Genomic DNA, 19,711 nt, shown 5'->3' with positions numbered 1-19,711 from the left:
GGCTGGTGAACAAAGTCACCAGCACGGATCATGCGATGAATTTATCAGTTAAATTGATAAACCAGGGCTTAAAGTAGCAGGTAAGCTTACTGAGTCAGCTTCCATTGAAGCGACAGGGTAAGCACAGTAATCAGCCGCATAAAATGCACTTGCACGATGATTACCTGATGCGCCAACGCCACCAAACGGTGCTGCACCTGATGCGCCTGTAATCTGCTTATTCCAATTAACAATCCCAGCACGAATACGCGCTAAAAAGTAATCGTAATCTTCACGGCTATCGGCTAATAAACCGGCAGATAAACCATAACGAGTCGCATTAGCCAAATGAATCGCTTGGTCAAAATCGCTGTAACGCACTAATTGCAATAATGGACCAAAGTATTCTTCATCAGGTAACTCAGCGACTTTAGTGACATCTATTAAGCCTGGAGTGACTAAACCAGTACCAGCTTCAACTTGCACTAACTCAACTAATGAAACACCACCTAATGACTGAAGTGTTGCTTGTGCGGCAACCATGCCACGTGCAGCGGTTTCAGAAATCATCGAGCCCATAAAAGGTTGTGGTTGAACGTTCCAAGCACCCACTTTAATTTGTTTAATAGCCTTTACTAGCTCTGCGATTAACGCATCACCTTGTGCGCCCTCTTCAATATATAAACGACGGGCACAGGTACAACGTTGGCCAGACGAAATATAAGCAGACTGAATAATGTCATGTACCGCAGCTTTGGTATCGGTAACACCTTTAACGATAAGCGGATTATTACCGCCCATTTCTAAGGCTAAAATCTTACCAGGCAGGCCAGCATATTGTTCATGTAAAATATGCCCAGTACGTGAACTACCGGTAAAGAATAAACCGTCAATTTGTGGATGTGACGCTAACGCTTTACCGGTTTCAACTTCACCCTGCACTAAGTTAACCACACCTTGTGGTAAACCGGCTTTGTCCCAACACTTCAGCATTAGCTCAGCCACTTTAGGCGTTAATTCTGATGGCTTAAATACCACGGTGTTACCGGCCAATAATGCTGGCACTATGTGACCGTTTGGCAAATGCCCAGGGAAATTATAAGGGCCAAATACCGCTACAACACCATGAGGTTTGTGACGTAATACGGCACGTCCTGCTGGTAAATCGTTAGTTTCAGTACCAGTACGTTTGTCATGAGCTTTTGCTGACAATGCGATCTTGCCAATCATAGCGCCCACTTCAGTAGCCGTTTCCCACTGTGGCTTACCGGTTTCTTGAGCGATGGTTTCTGCGATCTCGGCTTTATTAGCTTCTAACTGTGCACGATACGCTTCTACTATCGCTAAGCGAGCTTCATACCCCAGCATAAACCAATCAAACTGCGCCGTACGAGCGGCATCTACAGCTGCATTAACTTGAGTAGCAGTAGCCGTGTTACCTTGCCAAATTACGTCACCGTTGGCAGGGTTTTTTGAATTAATCTCATGACCTTCGCCAGCTAACCACTGACCTTGAATATATTGTGTCATTTCTTGCTCCTACATTGCTAAAACACGAATTTGCTCACCATCGCTCACCAGTAAACCAGCTGCGATTTCAGGGCTGAGCACAACATTATCGTGTTCATCAGAGACCAACAATTTAGCTGCTGACGCACGATAATCAGCAAGCGAGGTGTTGGAGATAATAAAATGATGATCGGCATGTGGCATCTTGCCAACTGAAACGGTCAATAAACGGCTCTTTTTCACTGAGCGGATCTCAGCTAGTGCACATTCAACCGTTGGGCCGCCATCAAAAATATCGACATAATTACGGAACTTAAAACCCTCAGCTTGTAATAAACGTAATGCTGGCTTAGTGTTTTTATGCACTTCACCAATCACTTTTTGGGCTTTTTTAGGCAACATGCAAACATAAACGGGGTTTCGCGGCATCATTTCGGCCATAAAGGCTTTTTTGCCTAAACCAGACAAGTAGTCTGCTTCAACAAAATCGATACCTAAAAAGTGATTTTGTAGCCATTCATAAAACGGTGAGTCGCCATGTTCATCACTGACACCACGCATTTCAGCAATAACCGTTTCGCCAAAGCGTTCAGGATGCTGTGCTAATAATAAAAAGCGCGAGCGTGATAACATGCGGCCGTTATTGCCTTTGCGATATCCGTCTTTTAAAAACAGAGTGCACACTTCTGCTGCGCCAGTGTAGTCGTGGCATAATGTGAGGGTTTCAACTTCATTGCGAACAGAAATTTGCTGAGAATGATAGACCTCAGTACCTAAACGGTAATGATAAAAAGCATCTTGCATGCCGACAGCGGCTTCAATACCACAGGTGCCGACAACTTCATTGGTCTTTGTATCTTCAAGTACCATTAAATAACCTTCGTCAAAAGGTTTATCAATTTGCTTGATAAAAGATGCCTCTGCCCTAGCAATCTTCGAACGCAGTAACTCTTCGTTAACTGGTAAAGATGTAAAACCGTGGCCTGACTCAACTGCGATACCATAAAGTGCATCGTAATCACTTGCACGGATAGGACGTATGATTAACATCTTAATCTCCTCATTGCGCCATAAGCGAATCGCGCTGAAATACATTGCAACGCGTATTCACCCAACAGGCGTACCCAAACACATCAGTGCAAGCTAGGCCCGCACTGATTTGTTAATTAACCTGCAACCACTTTTGCTACTGCGCGTTCAAAACGCAATAAGCCTTCTGCGATGTCAGCTTCTGGGATCACTAATGAAGGAGCAAAACGCACAACGTTTGCACCAGCCATCAAACTCATAAGGCCTTCAGCAACAGAAGCAACCAAGAAGTCACGGCTACGACCTTCATACTGTTCATTTAATACCGCACCAATTAACAAACCTTTACCGCGCACTTCACTGAATACGTTGTATTTGGCGTTAATAGCCGCTAAACCATCACGGAATAACTGTTCGCGATGTTTAACTCCGTCGAGTACTTCTTTGGTATTCACTACGTCCATTACCGCATTACCAACAGCACAAGCCAATGGATTGCCGCCATAAGTAGAACCATGAGTACCAATTTTTAAATGAGCGGCAATTTTTGCCGTGGTTAGCATTGCAGCAATAGGGAAGCCACCGCCTAGTGCTTTGGCGCTGGTTAAAATATCTGGCACGATGTCAGTACCCATGTAAGCAAATAACTCACCAGTACGGCCTACACCAGTTTGTACTTCATCAAAAATCACTAATGCGTCGTGCTTGTCTGCTAAACGACGTACTGCTTTTAAGAACTCAGGATCACCATTGATAATCCCGCCTTCACCTTGAAGAGGTTCAAGCATGATGGCGCAAGTCTTGTCTGAAATTACCGCTTCAAGTGCAGCGATATCATTAAATGGCACGTGGGTAATACTTTGTGGCTTAGGACCAAAACCGTCTGAATAAGCAGCTTGTCCGCCAACCGTTACAGTAAAGAATGTACGGCCATGGAACGCTTTATCGAATGCGATGATTTGGTCTTTATCTGCACCATGGTTATCTAATGCATAACGACGAGCTAATTTTAATGCAGCTTCGTTCGCTTCAGCACCTGAGTTAGCAAAATAGACGCGCTCAGCAAATGTGGCATTAACTAACTTTGTCGCTAATTCAAGCGCGGGCTCGTTGGTCATTACGTTTGATAAATGCCATAATTTTTCGCCTTGCTCTTTTAATGCTGACACTAAAGCTGGATGACAATGACCTAAACAATTTACTGCAATACCACCGGCAAAATCGATGAATTCATTACCTTCTTGATCCCATACTCGGCTACCCGCTCCACGAACAGGAATAACAGCGGCAGGCGCATAATTAGGCACCATAACTTCATCGAATTGGGCACGGGTTAGATTCATTTCTACACTCATTGCATTTCATCCTTCAGGTTGTAAGCGGCTTGAAAGCCGCTGTTTCCGCTGTCTGCTTTATATTCTGTAAGTGCATTAGCGGAAGTTTGTGTTATTTATGCGACATTATTAGCGAAAATGTGATCAAAATACCAGTTCAGTACAATTAACTTCTGCAGGCCTGATTGGCATTCTGCATAAAGATTGAGAAATATGACTAAACAACGCGTTTATTGGGGGGTTATGAAGCATAAATAGTCATAAAAAAAGTTATTTGACTCGAATTTGTGTAGCTATTCATCAAAAGTGAATAATTACACAGATTTAACATTTACGCTTTTGATAGAAAAAGGGCTATTTACAGTAAATCAAGCTTACGAAAATTTTGCCCTTTAAGCCGAATCAGTTCTTGCGCCGAAAACTGATAATAATCAAACATAATGCGTTTCTCTTGTGGATCGATTTGTTGTTGCTCTTCTAACAAAAGCACTTTGGCATAACAACTCGCCTTAGCCACAATGGCGGCATCGACAGACAACTCTGTAAAATGGTAATCGTGGTCGAGCTCTTTTAATACTTGTGTGATCGGTGAATCATCAAATTTAAGTAAACTCAACAGTTGCCAATTCAATCGATGGCTATGGAGTAATACTTGCCCCAATACAGCTTCAGCAGGAAAATCCGTTGCCATAATGGCATCGTAAACTTGTTTTTCTCGACTATGGCTTGCCTCTCGTAACCAAGTCCCCCAAGTGTTATCAAATATACGTCCACTTTGGCTCAGTATAATCGAGGTAGAAAATTGGTACATTAACGCGCAGCTATAAGCCAAACCAGGCTTTTCATTATGCAATTCTGCTAAGGTTTGCGCCGCAATGGCACTGACCATGCTGTAACGCCAAAGCTTGCGGGTTATCCACAATAAATTAGCATTGCCTGAAGGTAACCAGTTACGTAAACAAAAATAAGGGATCAGCAAACGTAAATTTTCAATACCAATGTAGTTAAGCACCAGCTTTATGTCGGTCACTTGAACATCGCCATGTTTAGGCCGTCGGTGACGAGATGCTGGACTATTAATTAAATTGATTAAATCACGTGATAACCAGCTAATACTTTCGATAATCGGTCGAAGTCGATTAATATTCAGGTCAGGATGTAATAATAGGTCGAGCAGTAAAATTTGATTTTCACAAATTGCCGATGCTTCTAATATCATTTGAGGATGAGCTAATTGATGCTCTATCGCATTATTAACCGTATTAGTTAACAGCGCGGACACCTCTAAATACACATTTTTCTCTTTTGCTTGCTTATCAAGGCGCACTTTCAATGCTTTGCGCTCAATATCAAGCTTATTGGCACTCTCTTCTAACTCTTCGTTCAACTCATCAGGCATTGCATTGGCTTTATGCTTACCCACAATAAGTTGTTTATAGAGTCGGCGCTCAATCTCAATGACTTTTCCGGGCCGAACGCCACCTGCTATTGATATTGCCACTCACATTACCTTTTACTGTTTTCATCACTTAATCATAAAAATTAAGGCTTCACAAAGGAAGCCTTAATAGATATTTATTTGTTTTTTTGAACTCAGAGCCGATTACTTCAACTCTTGTTCAAACAGTTTATAAATACGACGATACTGATCTAACCAACTAGAAGGTTGCTTAAATCCATGCGGCTCGACAGGATAGATTGCGGTTTCAAACATCGGCTTTTCTAATTCAATAAGCCGTTGCACCATGCGCACACTGTCTTGGAAAAACACGTTGTCATCTAACACACCACTCATGATCAGTAATGGTTTTTGTAAACCTTGAGCATGCTCTATCGGAGAACTACGCTCATAAGCGATAGGATCAACGTCAGGCGTATTTAAAATATTAGAGGTATATGGCGCATTATAATGAGCCCAATCAGCTACAGGGCGCAATGCGGCCCCTGCTTGGAATAACTCAGGTTCATTAAACAACGCCATAAAAGTAAGGAATCCGCCGTATGAACCGCCATAAGTCCCTACTCGCTGGGGATCTACATTAACATTGCTTGCCATCCAAGCCACACCATCTTTCAAATCTTCAACTTCTGGATGGCCCATATTACGATAAACGGACGTACGCCAATCACGTCCATAGCCTTTCGAGCCTCGATAATCCATGTCCATTACCACGTAACCTTGTTGTGTGAGTAAGTTATTGAACATAAATTCACGGAAGTAACCCGAAAATCCATAATGGGCATTTTGTAAATAACCCGCACCATGGTTAAACATCACTGCTGGATATTTTTCAGCTTGCTTAGCATCATAACCTTGCGGCAAATAAACTCGTGCATAAATTGGCTCAGCGCCATGAGTTGAAGCTAGCGCGACAACTTGTGGTACTTGCCATGGATATTGTTTAAATGCTGTGCTGGTATAATCGGTTAATTGGCTTATGTCGCCGCCAATAGGTTGAATATATAACTCATCTGGATGAATCGCAGACGAAGCGGTTAATAATAGTGATTGTCCATCAGGGCTTAAACTGTAATCCAATGTACCTAACCACTGGGTCAATTGCTCTGACTTACCACTGGCAATCTCAACACGGTAAACATTATAGCTACCTGGGTGGTCTTTATTGGCACGATAATAAAGATGTTTTGCATCGGGTGATAAAGTCACATTATCAACCACAAATTTGCCATTGGTTAATGCCGATACCTTACCTGCTGCGGTTTTAATATATAACTGTGAAAACCCTGTTTCTTCAGATAAGTAGTACATGCTATCTGTACCTGGTATCCAGCCAAATTGATTAAAATTATAATTTACCCAAGCATCATCATGTAATCTGTGTTCGGTTATCAGCTTACCTTTTTGAAGATCAACACTGGCGATCCAGCGATCTTTGTTGTCAACAGCTTCCAACATCACCAATAATTTATCGTCAGACTCATGCCACTGAATTGCGCTCTGACTCCATTCCCAATCTTGCATTAACTGCACTAAACGCGGGGCTTTTTCGCTGTTATAGGTTTTACCTTTCGCTTGAGCATTTTCAGCTTTAACGCTCGCCAGTACATCCTCATCAAAACCCGTTAAGCCTTCAATGGTAATGTCTTTTTTACTGTGGTCAACAAGGTCGAGTAACACTAAACGTTGACCAGGAAAGACATCTTCGGCAACCCGAGAGCGGGCTGGTACAGGGTCAACATAACCCTCTTGGCCCAAATAATTAGGCATAATGTCGTGTTCTGCACGCCAATCATAATTTTTATCGGTTAACGCTAATACTACGTAGCGTCCATCTGGCGACAAACTCATTTCTGATACCACTTCAGCGTCACCTAAATACCAAGGTTTAGCAGAAAAAGTGGGATCGGCTTTAGCCAATGAGTCGCGGTATTGATCACGCGTCAGGCTGTTATCATGTTCCATGGCAACATATTGAATAAGTCTATGCTGTTGCTTAGCAATAAAGCTACTTGGCTCTTGCGTCGCTTTTGGTTCGTTTTCCATTTGGATCGCGGCAATTTGTTCTACTAGGCCGCTAGACTGGTGCACACGAAAAATATTATTACCTTGCCAGAATGCAAGGTCGCCACCCTTTAAAAAACGTACGCCATTAATTGCATCGTTTTGACGGGTAAGTTGCTTTATTTCACCGTTTGATAAATCTTTTACAAATACGTTACCTTGATAAATATAGGCTTTTTGAGTCTTTGCCTGATCGAAGACACCATTACGTTGATCGGCAAGGTGTAGCTGATTGAGTGCTAGTTTATTTGCTTCAGACTGTCCAATAGCTTGTTGATAAAAATCACGGACCGGAGATTGATGTGCTTGGCGACTGAAATATACCGACTGACTGTCATCGCTCCAATAAGCTCCTTGAGCAAATATGCCCATCCAATCTGGATTAGCCATAATTTGATTAAGTGTCAACGGTTGCTGGGCTTTTGGAGGCTGTGCAAATGGCACGGTCAATGTCGTTGCACTCGGCGTTGTGATAACCATTGTATCGTCAGGTTTAGCCGTGGCAGCACAGCCACTTATCATTGCCAAAGAAAGTGCGCTAACCGCAAAGTTTCGCATAAAGCTTGTCATGGTTATCCCTTTTATTATTTTAAGCGCTATTTATAGCACAAATAGACGCGAGAATTTAGCCAGATTAGTTGCAGAAGTTGTAACAGAATACGTGATAATGAACCCGAAGATATAAATTCAAAAATGCTTTATAAATGCAAAAAGTTATCCAAAAGTTCATGGCCTTGCTGAGTTAAAATAGATTCAGGATGAAACTGGACGCTGTAAATACGTAACGCGTCATGGCTCATCGCCATAATTTCACGGCCATAAATTGGGTCATCAAACCACGCATCCAGACTAAAACCATGAGGTACATGGTTAATCAACAATGAATGATAACGAGTAACCTGCAGAGGTAATGCTAATTGACGAAATAATCCCTGTTGATTATGTTCAATCAAACTGGTTTTACCGTGCATAACACGCTTGGCACGCACAACATCAACGCCAAACACTTGTGCGATAGCTTGATGTCCTAAACACACACCAAGAATAGGAATTTTACCGGCAAAATGTTTAATAGCTGCAAGTGAAATACCCGCTTCATTAGGAGTGCATGGACCGGGAGAGATTATCAAATGTGTAGGTGCTAAAGCTTCAATTTGTTCAATGCTGATTTCATCGTTACGTTTAACCAGTATCTCTTGCCCAAGAGCTTGGAAGTACTGAACTAAGTTAAACGTAAAAGAATCATAATTATCAATCATCAACAACATTATGGGTTCCAGTTGCGCTATAAATGTTTGTAGCACATCAATTTTAGCTTAAAAAAAACCAGCCTTGCGACTGGTTTTATGTAATGTTAACTAACCGCTACTTCACCACAGTTAAATGGTTTTTACGCTTAGTTTTATCATCAGGCTTTGCCGATTTAGACGATGGTGGCAATGTCGAAGTGTCATCAACAGATTTCATTGATGGCGGTACAGATGATAACTCATCATGTTCACCTTCGATCATATATGCATCTTCCATATCAAACACCGTGCCAGCACCGTTTTCACGAGCGTAAATGGCCACGATCGATGCCATAGGCAAAAACACATTCTGTGGTACACCACCAAAACGTGCATTAAACTCTACTGCATCATTAGACATGTGAAGATTAGCCACCGCTCCGGTTGCAATATTCAAGACGATTTGACCGTCTTTGACAAATTGCTGCGGAACCTGCGTACCGTTAACAAATGCATCCACGACTACGTGTGGCGTCAAATGGTTATCCATCAACCACTCATAGTAAGCACGCAACAAATATGGACGATTAGCTGTTATTGGTTTCATTACATGCCCATGCGCATTTCGCGCTCAGCCTCAGTTAGCGATGCCTTAAATGATTCACGTTCAAAAATACGTGTCATGTAAGCACTGATATCTTTCGATGTACGCGGATCTAAGTGAATACCTAATACTGGTAGACGCCACAATAATGGGCCTAAGTAGCAATCAGATAAACCAAACTCTTCGCTCATGAAGTATGGCATTTCAGCAAATACTGGCGCTAAAGCAATTAAGCTTTCCATTAACTCTTTACGCGCTGCATCAGCCTTTTCACCTTTACGGATACGCTCTACAAGCGCATACCAATCGGTGTCGATTCTGTGCATCATTAAACGGCTTTGGCCGCGAGATACTGGGTATACAGGCATTAATGGAGGATGTGGAAAACGCTCATCCAAATATTCCATAATAATGCGTGATTCGTACAACACGAGTTCACGATCAACTAAAGTCGGTACAGAGTTGTATGGATTTACTTCAAGTAAATCTTCAGGCATCTCACTTGGGTCTACCTGTAAAACATCAACGGTAACCCCTTTTTCAGCCAATACGATACGTACTTGGTGACTATATAAATCATCGGCACCAGAAAAAAGTGTCATGATAGAGCGCTTGTTGGCAGCAACAGCCATTGATACCCTCCAGAATCTAGAAAAACAAAACAAACGAGGGGCTAAGCCCCCCGTTTACAAAATGCGGATAATGTATATTAACCGTTATTGATGGCTAGTGCACATCTTTCCAGTATTCTTTCTTCAACAAATACGCAATTATGAAGAAAATAAACAAGAATCCAAGTACCCACCAACCTAAAGCTTCACGCTCTAGCTGAACTGGTTCGGCAGAATAAACTAAGAAACCCGTGATATCACGAACGACTTGGTCGTATTCTTCTGCCGTCAATTTGCCACCCGTGGTAACAATATTACCATCTTTATCTTTTACAAGAGATACATTACCAGCTTCATCTTTCGTAACAGTAGCAAGACCTTGTAAGTCTTGTAATACGTGTGGCATACCCACTGCTGGGAACACTATATTGTTCACACCAAATGGACGAGTCTCATCTGCGTAGAAACCTTTTAGGTATGAAAATACCCAATCAGCACCACGAACACGAGCAACCAACGTTAAATCAGGAGGCGCAGCACCAAACCATTTAGCGGCATCTGGAGTAGGAATAGCGTTTTCCATTAAATCACCGATTTTTGCACCGGTGAACATGTACTTGTTACGCATATCATCGTTAGAGATGCCTAAATCAGTTGCAACACGCTCGTAGCGTTGGTATTGAGTGCTGTGACAACCAGAGCAGTAATGTTGGAATGAATCCAAACCACGCTCTAATGACGCTTTATCATGCAAATCAACGTTAGCACTTTCTAAGTGAACACTATGTCCACTGGCGGCCATTGCGAGAGATGGCAGCAATGTAACTAATGCAATTAATAACTTTTTCATTAGTGTGTCACCCTCGTTGGGACTTCTTTTGTTTTCTCATTCTTACTGTAAACCCATAAGGCTACGAAGAAAGCAAAGTAAGTGAAAGTGAATACACGTGCCGCAATAGTTAACTCAGGAGTTGCAGGAACAACACCTAAATATCCTAAAATAATGAACGACACTGTAAATTGTGCAATGTTGATCTTGTGGATCATGCTGCGATAGCGAATAGACTTCACTTTACAACGGTCAAGCCAAGGCAGTAGGAATAACACTGCAATAGACAGACCCATACCGATAACGCCTACCAATTTATCAGGGATAGCACGTAAAATGGCATAGAAAGGTGTGAAGTACCAAACTGGCGCAATGTGTTCCGGTGTTTTCATTGGATTAGCCGCTTCAAAGTTTGGCTTTTCTAGGAAATATCCACCGCCTTCAGGCATGAAGAACAACACATAACAGAACACGATTAAGAACCCAGCGACACCCATAATATCTTTTACAGTGTAGTAAGGGTGGAATGGAATACCATCAATAGGCCATCCGTTCTCATCTTTGTTCTTTTTAATCTCAACACCATCAGGGTTATTTGAGCCCACTTCATGCAAGGCGATTAGGTGTAAGAACACCAACACAACCAATACAAGTGGTAGCGCAATAACGTGCAGGGCGAAGAAACGGTTTAGTGTTGCACCTGAAATAACGTAATCACCACGGATCCACAATGTTAGGTCATCACCAATAATAGGGATGGCACCAAACAAAGAGATAATTACCTGCGCACCCCAGTAAGACATTTGTCCCCAAGGTAGTAAGTAACCCATAAATGCTTCAGCCATTAACACAAGGAAAATCAACATACCAAACAGCCATAATAGCTCTCTTGGTTTTTGATAAGACCCGTATATTAATCCACGGAACATGTGCATATAGATGACAAAGAAAAATGCCGATGCACCTGTAGAGTGCATATAACGTAGCAACCAACCGTAATCAACATCACGCATGATGTATTCAACAGAAGCAAATGCGCCTTCTGCTGTCGGTACGTAATTCATGGTCAGCCAAATACCTGTCAGCAATTGGTTAACCAAAACTAATAGCGCTAATGAACCAAAGAAATACCAAAAGTTAAAGTTCTTTGGTGTCGCATACTGCCCCACATGACGGTTATATGTAGCCGTCATTGGGATGCGAGCATCAATCCAATCAATAATATTCTTAACCATTACGCCGCTCCTGTATCTACACCGATGATAACGTTAGCATCATCAACATATTTGTGCGGTGGGATCACTAAGTTTAGTGGTGCTGGAACACCCTGGAATACACGACCGGCCATGTCAAATTTAGAACCATGACAAGGACAGAAGAAACCAGAAGTTACACCTTCAACCTGCTCACCGAATGAATCAGGCAGATAAGTTGGTGAACAACCTAAGTGAGTACAGATACCGACTGCAATAAAAAATTCAGGCTTAATAGAACGCGCAGGGTTAGTTGCATATTCTGGTTGCTGCATTTCTTCTGAAGCAGGATCGCGTAATTGACTGTCTAATGTTTTAAGATTATTTAGCACAGCTTCTGTACGACGAACGACCCAAACCGGTTTTCCGCGCCATTCGACACGAATTAACTGACCTGGTTCTACTTTACTAATATTTACTTCGACCGGCGCACCTGCAGCTTTCGCTTTGGCGCTCGGATTCCATGACTTGATGAAAGGAACCGCTACAGCGACGGCACCAGCACCACCTACTACGGCGGTTGCAGCTGTCAGGAATCTGCGACGTCCGGTATCGACTGGCGCATTGCTCATCCACTTATCTCCCAGAGGGTGTTGGAATTTTTATATTTCAATACTTTAGCGACCCAAAATGGTGAAACGCTAAAATCATAGTTTGAGGCGGTGCTCATTATAGCGAAAAATTAGAACCAGATCATAGTGAAAACACACATCTAAGATGAGGATATTAACATTTTTTTTAAAATCGCTTATAAATTAGCCATTTTATAACAATTAGTTGCCACTTAATTAGCAATAAAAAGCTTGAGAAATGCATTTAAAACAATAAATTATTAATGATAAATAATAAAAGACATCAGAAATATCTACTGTTGTGATTGATGACCGCTTTTGGGAAAACTGAATTCATAGCAAAAAAATTAGGGGTGGTTGATCTTTCAAGGTTATTTTTACAGCGAACTTTTGGTCATTACTTAAACAAGAGCTACAAGGCAGAGGCTTTGTGGCGTAGTTATTCTACATGAAAAGCTGATAACGCAGTAGAAATGACTCACAAACACTGCACAAGGGTTCGGCTAAAAACGTTTTACTCTTTGTTGAGTGCATCTTCTCGACGTGATGGTTACTTAGATTAATAGGCTGTAATCTACTCGCCTCGGTTAACACATTTTTATCTCGAACAAAATTCAACCAGTAAAGATCTACAGACCTAGATAATAGGCACAAAAAAGCTCGGTAAAAACCGAGCTTTTTAATGCAAAAAACATACGCGGGTATTATTTAACGCTAGATGATTTCATGTACTTGAAGAAATCACCTTCAGGTTCTAACACCATAATGTCATTTTTACCGGCAAAACTTTCTTTGTATGCTTCTAGGCTACGTAAAAAACTATAAAACTCAGCATCTTTACTGTAGGTATCAGCATAAATTTTTGCCGCTAATGCATCACCTTCACCACGAATAGTAAGGGCTTTACGTTCAGCTTCAGCAATCTTTACTGTCACATTGGCATCAATAGTCGCACGGATAATTTCAGCTTGTTCTTTACCTTGTGCACGGTGCTCTTTCGCCACAGCTTGACGTTCAGCACGCATACGTTGGTAAATACTAATACTGACATTAGCAGGTAAATTAATTTGCTTTACGCGCACATCAACTACTTCAATACCGAGATTTTGTGCACTTTCAGAAGCATTTTCTAATGCGTCGGTTTGCAATTCATCACGCTTACCTGAAACAATTTCCTTGATTGTGCGACGACCAAATTCAGTACGTAAATCGTTGCTAATTTTGGCTTGTAATAAGCTTTCTGCATTGGCTTTAATACCGCCATTGGTAGAAAGATAGTACTTTTCAAAATCACGAATACGCCACTTAACATAAGAGTCGACCATTAAGTCTTTCTTTTCAGAAGTAACAAAACGATCTGCTGCGCCGTCCAATGTCTGGATACGAGCATCCAGATAGCGAACTTTATCGACTAAAGGTAATTTAAAGTGAAGGCCAGGAGCAAAAACGGTTGTTACGTCTCCATCTTTAAGCACCTTACCGAAACGTGCAACAATCGCGCGCTCACCTTCGCTTACCACCATCAAAGAGGAAAAACTCACCCCTAAAATGATCACTAGAATGATCAGAGCTAATCTACCCATTGTTAGTTCCTCCCTTGGCGAATACGATCTTCGCGGCTGAGACGACCATCAGTCGGCATGCTAGTAATAGGTGTATCTACACCACTACTAGAAACAGAATTGATGTGACGTTCTACCTCAGGTTCTACTTGATTGCGCAGACTCTTAGAAGAATCCATCAGCTTATCCAAAGGTAAATACATCAGATTACCGCTACTCTTAGTGTCGATAAGAACTTTATTTGTATCAGCCAACACAGATTGCATCGCATCTATGTATAAACGATTTCGGGTTACACCTGGAGCAGCTTTATACTCAGGTAATAACTTCTCAAATCGAGCGACTTTACCTCTAGCTTCAAGAACTTCACGCTCTTTATAAGCACTAGCTTGTTGTGCCATACGCTCTACTTGACCACGCGCTTTGGGTTCGATTTCACGAGCATAAGCTTCAGCTTCGCGAATAAAGCGCTGTTCATCTTCCTGAGCAGAGATAGCATCATCAAATGCATCTTTTACTTCTTCTGGAGGACGAGCGGGTAAAAAGTTAACATCACGAATTTCCAAGCCTAATTTATACGGCTCAATAATACGCTCTAACTCAGTCCAAGTATCACGACGAATAGCATCACGTCCAGTGGTTAAAATGTCATCCATACGATTATGCCCAATGACATAGCGCAACGCACTATCAGTCGCTTCACGTAAACTCGAATTGGCATCGACTGCACTGTACAAGTATGAATAAGCATCTGATACGCTATATTGAACCACAAGTTCAACATTCACGATATTTTCATCAGATGTCAGCATTCTGCCAGACGCTGGAATCGAACGGAACGTTTCCACATCAACCATTGTCACATCGTCAATAAAAGTGGCTTTCCAATGTAAACCGGAACTCACTTCACCGATGTGCTGACCAAAACGGAGTAACACTCCACGCTCAGCTTCTTTAACCGTGTATAAGCCAGACAATGCCCAAATAATTAAGGCAATCACTGCTATTATAATCAGTAAAGATGAATTAAATGGCTGACCAGTGGCGCTACCGCCTCCCTTGCCACCAAAGCGTTTTGATAGGTTACGAAATACTTCGTCAAGATCTGGTGGCCCTTTATCGTTACCACCTTTATTTCCCCAAGGGTCTTTGTTCCCCTTGTTACCGGGCTCATTCCAAGCCATTTAGCACTCCATAATTGGATGAAATAAATGAGATTAACAAGTGGCGTCTACTTCTGAAGGTTCAAAAATAAATGCCTCTAATTCCCCTTGACTCTGTTTAGCTAATCGGCGCCAATTGGCGTCCGATAAACGAACAGATAAAATACAGTTCCCCAGATTGTCATACTCTTTCTGCTGTATTGCATCCAGTCGATAAAACTGGCCAAGATAATGTCCTGCTGATGCAGGTATTTTCAATGTAAGCTCGCAAATCACTTCACCGATTAATTCGGTTATCGCTTTCAGCAGCAAATCAAATCCAATGCGTTTTTGCGCAGAGACCCAAACCCTCTCAGGTTTACCATCTTCATCGTAATCGATACGAGGCGCGAAATCTTCAAGTAAATCAATCTTATTGCATACAATCAATTGAGTGATTTCATCTGCATCAATTTCTTCCAATACTCTTTGTACTTGGTCAAAATTTTCAGTCATATTGTCATCAGCACAATCAACGACATGTAAAAGAATTTCAGCTTGTCGAGTTTCTTGTAATGTGGCTTTAAATGCTGCGACGAGATCATGAGGTAAATGACGAATAAAGCCAACAGTATCCGCTAAAATCACCGCACCATCAGGTAACGATAATTTACGCAGTGTCGGATCTAATGTTGCGAATAACTGATCGGCTGCATAAACATCCGATGACGTTAGCGCATTAAATAATGTCGATTTACCCGCATTTGTATAGCCTACTAAAGACACAGTCGCTAAATCACTGCGCTTACGAGCTCGTCGGCTTTGCTCACGTTGTTTATCTACTTTATCGAGGCGTCGATTAATATTCTTAATCCGGCCTCGTAATAAACGTCGGTCTGTTTCGAGCTGGGTCTCACCCGGCCCTCGCATCCCGATACCACCTTTTTGTCGCTCTAAATGAGTCCAACCACGAATTAGGCGTGTCGACATGTGGCGCAATTGCGCTAGCTCCACTTGCATCTTACCTTCATGAGTTCTCGCTCGTTGAGCAAAAATATCAAGGATCAACGTAGTTCGATCTAAGACTCGACACTGACACACCACTTCAAGATTACGCTCTTGAGCTGGACTCAATGCATGATTAAAAATCACTACATTGGCTTCAGTAGCAGCGACCATAGCAGCAAGTTCTTCTGCTTTACCGGAACCAATAAAAAACTTTCGGTCCGGCGAGCGTCTGCTGCCAGTAATCACTCCAACAGAGCGAGCACCAGCAGATTCAACTAACAACTGTAATTCAATTAGATCTTCTCGACGCTCTTCGTCTGAAAAGTCTATATGAACCAATACAGCTGTTTCACCCGCTTCATAACGATCAAACAAAAATTATATTCCTTTTCAAATTATTCAGCATCGCTTTCTTCACCATGGGCAGTACCCTGGTGAGCAGAAACATTAAATGGGCGTGCTGGTACGACTGTTGAAATAGCGTGTTTGTAAACCATTTGGCTTACAGTATTTTTCAACAAGATAACAAATTGATCGAATGACTCAACTTGGCCTTGTAATTTAATACCATTCACTAAATAGATAGAGACTGGTACACGCTCTCGACGCAATGCGTTCAAAAATGGGTCTTGTAAAGATTGCCCCTTAGCCATTTTCAATTTCCTTTTTTATTTTAAAATATGTTGAATTAAGTTTTATTGTTTAGTTTTAGTATTATACAGCAACAGCTAATAAGCTAGCGGCTTTGTCGCATAAGCGTAACTAAATTCCCTTCTACACCACTTTCAAGCCACTGTAAATCTGGCCAGCTCCTCAACCATGTTAATTGACGTTTAGCCAATTGCCTAGTGGCTGCGGTAGCTTTTTCGACCATTGTCGCATGATCAAATTCATTATCTAGGTACTGCCAGCACTGTCTGTAACCAACGCAACGCATAGATGGTAGCTCTAAATGCAAATCATCACGCGCTTTCAAACGCGCAACTTCTTCGATAAAACCTTGCTCTAACATGATATTAAAACGCTTTGCGATTAACTCATGTAATACTTTTCGATCGTTTGGTGCAATAGCAAATTGCACTACATCATACGGCAAAGCGGCTGACTTAGTTTGTGTCAATTCAGTCATTGTTTTGCCACTGATCCGATAAACCTCTAAAGCCCGCGACAATCGTTGTGGATCGTTAGGATGAATTCTTTCTCCAGCAACAGGGTCAATATTACACAATTCTTGATGCAGCGCATCCCAACCCTCGGTTTGCGCTTGCGCTAATATTTGTTGCCTAATAGCTTCATCAGCACTGGGTAAAGGTGATAAGCCTTCTAACAATGCCTTAAAATACATCATGGTGCCACCCACGAGTAAAGGGGTCTTACCACGGCTAATAATGTCTTCGATAGCCAATAATGCATCACGGCGAAAATCTGCCGCGGAATAACTTTCGCTAGGGTCAAGAATATCAATTAATTTATGCGGAGCCATTTCCAGCTCTTCAGCACTGGGTTTAGCAGACCCTATATTCATATCACGATAGATCAACGCAGAATCTACTGAGATAATTTCACAATTATATTGAGTTGCCATATCAATGGCTAATGCCGTTTTGCCTGAGGCGGTAGGCCCCATTAAAAAAATCACTTTCGGCTTATCGACACTATTCACGTTAATTATCTTTCATCCAATTTTGCCAAGGCATTATGCGCTCTTGGTCATAACAAGTTTGTTGCGTTTCATCGTCAAGTGAACAAAATTGCAGCCATAAAGCTTGAGCTGGCTCAAATTGCGATAAACTTTGTTGTGCCAACCAACCTACGATAGCGCTTTCTGTAGGTTGCTCTAATTGTATCCATTGCAGTAACTCTGGGATCACAATAGCAAGTTGGCATTCCCTCAAATATGGGGGCACTTTTTTAATAATCAACTGTTGGAAGCGAATTGTTAATTCAATACCCATTTGACGCAGTAATTGATCACGAGCGGCTAAGGTTTCTATCCAGTCCAAATCTGCGGCTAAAGACACAGGCATTAATAAAGGTTGCGACACTAAACCGTTAGCTAATTTGGTTGCTATGTCTTTCTTTCTTACTGCCAATAACACGGTTTTTATCGACAGTAATGACAGCTTATCATCTTTACAGATAACCCAATGCTCACCCGCTAATAACGGCGGCATGGCAACTTGATGTACAGCCTCGTTAACATAGGATACCGCGCTATTCATCGGGGTATGCAACAACTGCCCATAATTAGCAATAGCGGTTTTCGTCTGGGCAGATGAAGATGCACCAGAAGGCTTTGTACCATAACTAGGCTTAATTGCAGCTGAATAGCCACCAGATGAGCCATTTGTCTTACCAGGTACATGCATCGAACCAAATTGACTAACGCTGTTAATCGTCTTACTCGAACCATGATTAAGTGTAAAAATGTCTTCTGTGGTATCGGCCACTTTCGCATCATGCATCATGTTTGATTCGGTGTGCATTGTTACAACAGTATCATGATGTTCTAATTCATCTGATAAAGGTAACAAAGGCATTTCGACTAATGCCGATTGCACCGCTTGTAAAATAAAGTCATGTACATAACGAGATTGATGAAACCGCACTTCATGCTTAGCAGGATGAACATTGACATCTACTTGATGTGGGTCAAGTGATAACATCAACACATAGCCCGGCTGATGTTCAATACCATATTCAGCAAATGCTTGTTTTACGGCATGGTTAACCAATCGGTCTCTAATTAAGCGTCCGTTGACATAAAAAAAGTTGGTATCGGTGATAACAGTGTCTTGTGGCGACTGCAGATAACCCGTTAATAATAAATCATCGTGTTCACAAGCAATGCTCAATGCCTGTTCAGCAAAAGCTCTGCCACAAATTTGCGCCAAACGTTGTTGAGTTTGAATGTCAGTATTAGCAGGACGATACTGACGTACTAACTTACCATTGTGTGTCAGGGTAAAGTGAATATCGCTACGAACAATGGCTATGCGCTTTAACCACTCATCTATATGAGTAAATTCAGTTTTATCACTTTTTAAAAAACGGCGTCTGGCGGGAGTATTAAAAAATAAATCGACCACATCAATAGTCGAGCCTTGAGGATGCGCAGCAGGAGTCACTTTCACGTCCATTTGCGAGCCTTCAGCATAGGCCTGCCAAGCTTCAGATTGCTCTGCAGTTTTCGACGTTAATGTTAATCGCGACACCGAACTAATACTGGCCAAGGCCTCGCCCCGAAAACCAAAGCTTAAAATAGCTTCGAGGTCATCGAGCGTATGTACTTTTGAGGTTGCGTGACGCGATAACGCCAATGCCAACTCATCTTTAGGAATACCCGCACCATTATCGCGAATACGAATAAGCTTGCTGCCGCCTTTGTCGATATCAATATCAACTCTAGTCGCACCAGCATCTAAACTGTTTTCAACCAGTTCTTTGACCACCGAAGCCGGACGTTCCACTACTTCACCGGCTGCGATTTGGTTTGCAAGTTGAGGTGGTAGCAGCTGAATAGCCAT

17 protein-coding genes are annotated in these 19,711 nt (G+C 42.0%); all 17 read right to left on the bottom strand.

Going from position 1 to position 19,711, the window contains the following annotated elements; all coding sequences use genetic code 11:
- Positions 1 to 48 precede the first annotated feature (48 nt).
- The 17 genes from astD to mutL all read right to left on the bottom strand — a co-directional run bounded on the left by astD (position 49) and on the right by mutL (position 19,711).
- Positions 49 to 1,509 carry a succinylglutamate-semialdehyde dehydrogenase gene (gene astD / locus HNW13_RS20340; RefSeq protein ID WP_192114207.1) on the bottom strand — a complete coding sequence of 487 codons (1,461 nt, stop codon included), beginning with the start codon at positions 1,507 to 1,509 and terminating at the stop codon, positions 49 to 51.
- Between the two features lie 9 nt (positions 1,510 to 1,518).
- Positions 1,519 to 2,538 carry an arginine N-succinyltransferase gene (gene astA, locus HNW13_RS20335; RefSeq protein WP_101085248.1) on the bottom strand — a complete coding sequence of 340 codons (1,020 nt, stop codon included), beginning with the start codon at positions 2,536 to 2,538 and terminating at the stop codon, positions 1,519 to 1,521.
- Positions 2,539 to 2,654: 116 nt separating this feature from the next.
- Positions 2,655 to 3,872 (bottom strand): aspartate aminotransferase family protein, encoded by a 1,218-nt coding sequence (locus tag HNW13_RS20330; protein ID WP_101085247.1) that lies wholly within the window; start codon positions 3,870 to 3,872, stop codon positions 2,655 to 2,657.
- Positions 3,873 to 4,209: 337 nt separating this feature from the next.
- A complete protein-coding gene (locus HNW13_RS20325; RefSeq protein WP_101085246.1) occupies positions 4,210 to 5,352 on the bottom strand; it encodes an HDOD domain-containing protein in 1,143 nt (380 codons plus the stop codon).
- Positions 5,353 to 5,454: 102 nt separating this feature from the next.
- On the bottom strand, positions 5,455 to 7,944 hold the full coding sequence (locus HNW13_RS20320) for a prolyl oligopeptidase family serine peptidase (RefSeq protein ID WP_192114206.1): 2,490 nt from the start codon (positions 7,942 to 7,944) through the stop codon (positions 5,455 to 5,457).
- Positions 7,945 to 8,072: 128 nt separating this feature from the next.
- A complete protein-coding gene (locus HNW13_RS20315) occupies positions 8,073 to 8,642 on the bottom strand; it encodes an aminodeoxychorismate/anthranilate synthase component II (RefSeq protein WP_101085244.1) in 570 nt (189 codons plus the stop codon).
- A 97-nt stretch (positions 8,643 to 8,739) separates the two neighbouring features.
- Positions 8,740 to 9,210 carry a ClpXP protease specificity-enhancing factor gene (locus HNW13_RS20310; RefSeq protein ID WP_101085243.1) on the bottom strand — a complete coding sequence of 157 codons (471 nt, stop codon included), beginning with the start codon at positions 9,208 to 9,210 and terminating at the stop codon, positions 8,740 to 8,742.
- Entirely contained in the window at positions 9,210 to 9,839 is a 630-nt protein-coding gene (gene sspA, locus HNW13_RS20305) for a stringent starvation protein SspA (RefSeq protein ID WP_011638743.1), read from the bottom strand. Before sspA ends, HNW13_RS20310 begins: the two co-directional genes overlap by 1 nt.
- A 94-nt stretch (positions 9,840 to 9,933) precedes the next feature.
- Positions 9,934 to 10,668 carry a cytochrome c1 gene (locus HNW13_RS20300; RefSeq protein ID WP_101085242.1) on the bottom strand — a complete coding sequence of 245 codons (735 nt, stop codon included), beginning with the start codon at positions 10,666 to 10,668 and terminating at the stop codon, positions 9,934 to 9,936.
- The gene (locus tag HNW13_RS20295; protein ID WP_101085241.1) at positions 10,668 to 11,882 is read right to left on the bottom strand and encodes a cytochrome bc complex cytochrome b subunit; all 1,215 of its coding nucleotides are present in this window, start codon (positions 11,880 to 11,882) and stop codon (positions 10,668 to 10,670) included. The genes HNW13_RS20300 and HNW13_RS20295 overlap by 1 nt, the downstream gene beginning before the upstream one ends.
- A complete protein-coding gene (gene petA / locus HNW13_RS20290; protein WP_101085240.1) occupies positions 11,882 to 12,472 on the bottom strand; it encodes a ubiquinol-cytochrome c reductase iron-sulfur subunit in 591 nt (196 codons plus the stop codon). The genes HNW13_RS20295 and petA overlap by 1 nt, the downstream gene beginning before the upstream one ends.
- A gap of 704 nt (positions 12,473 to 13,176) precedes the next feature.
- A complete protein-coding gene (gene hflC / locus HNW13_RS20285) occupies positions 13,177 to 14,055 on the bottom strand; it encodes a protease modulator HflC (RefSeq protein ID WP_101085239.1) in 879 nt (292 codons plus the stop codon).
- 2 nt (positions 14,056 to 14,057) lie between these two features.
- Complete coding sequence (hflK, locus tag HNW13_RS20280; protein ID WP_101085238.1) at positions 14,058 to 15,218, bottom strand: FtsH protease activity modulator HflK; 1,161 nt, start codon at positions 15,216 to 15,218, stop codon at positions 14,058 to 14,060.
- Positions 15,219 to 15,251: 33 nt separating this feature from the next.
- Positions 15,252 to 16,559 carry a ribosome rescue GTPase HflX gene (hflX, locus tag HNW13_RS20275; RefSeq protein WP_101085237.1) on the bottom strand — a complete coding sequence of 436 codons (1,308 nt, stop codon included), beginning with the start codon at positions 16,557 to 16,559 and terminating at the stop codon, positions 15,252 to 15,254.
- A gap of 20 nt (positions 16,560 to 16,579) precedes the next feature.
- Positions 16,580 to 16,837, bottom strand: a complete 258-nt coding sequence (gene hfq, locus HNW13_RS20270) for an RNA chaperone Hfq (RefSeq protein WP_011638750.1) — start codon at positions 16,835 to 16,837, stop codon at positions 16,580 to 16,582.
- A gap of 83 nt (positions 16,838 to 16,920) precedes the next feature.
- The gene (gene miaA, locus HNW13_RS20265; protein ID WP_101085236.1) at positions 16,921 to 17,847 is read right to left on the bottom strand and encodes a tRNA (adenosine(37)-N6)-dimethylallyltransferase MiaA; all 927 of its coding nucleotides are present in this window, start codon (positions 17,845 to 17,847) and stop codon (positions 16,921 to 16,923) included.
- A 1-nt stretch (position 17,848) separates the two neighbouring features.
- Positions 17,849 to 19,711: a DNA mismatch repair endonuclease MutL gene (mutL, locus tag HNW13_RS20260; RefSeq protein ID WP_162023871.1), complete on the bottom strand. Its 1,863-nt coding sequence runs from the start codon at positions 19,709 to 19,711 to the stop codon at positions 17,849 to 17,851.

The sequence above is a fragment of the Shewanella sp. BF02_Schw genome (assembly GCF_014596695.2).
Lineage (GTDB): Bacteria > Pseudomonadota > Gammaproteobacteria > Enterobacterales > Shewanellaceae > Shewanella.
This window is presented reverse-complemented; position numbering and strand designations above follow the sequence as displayed.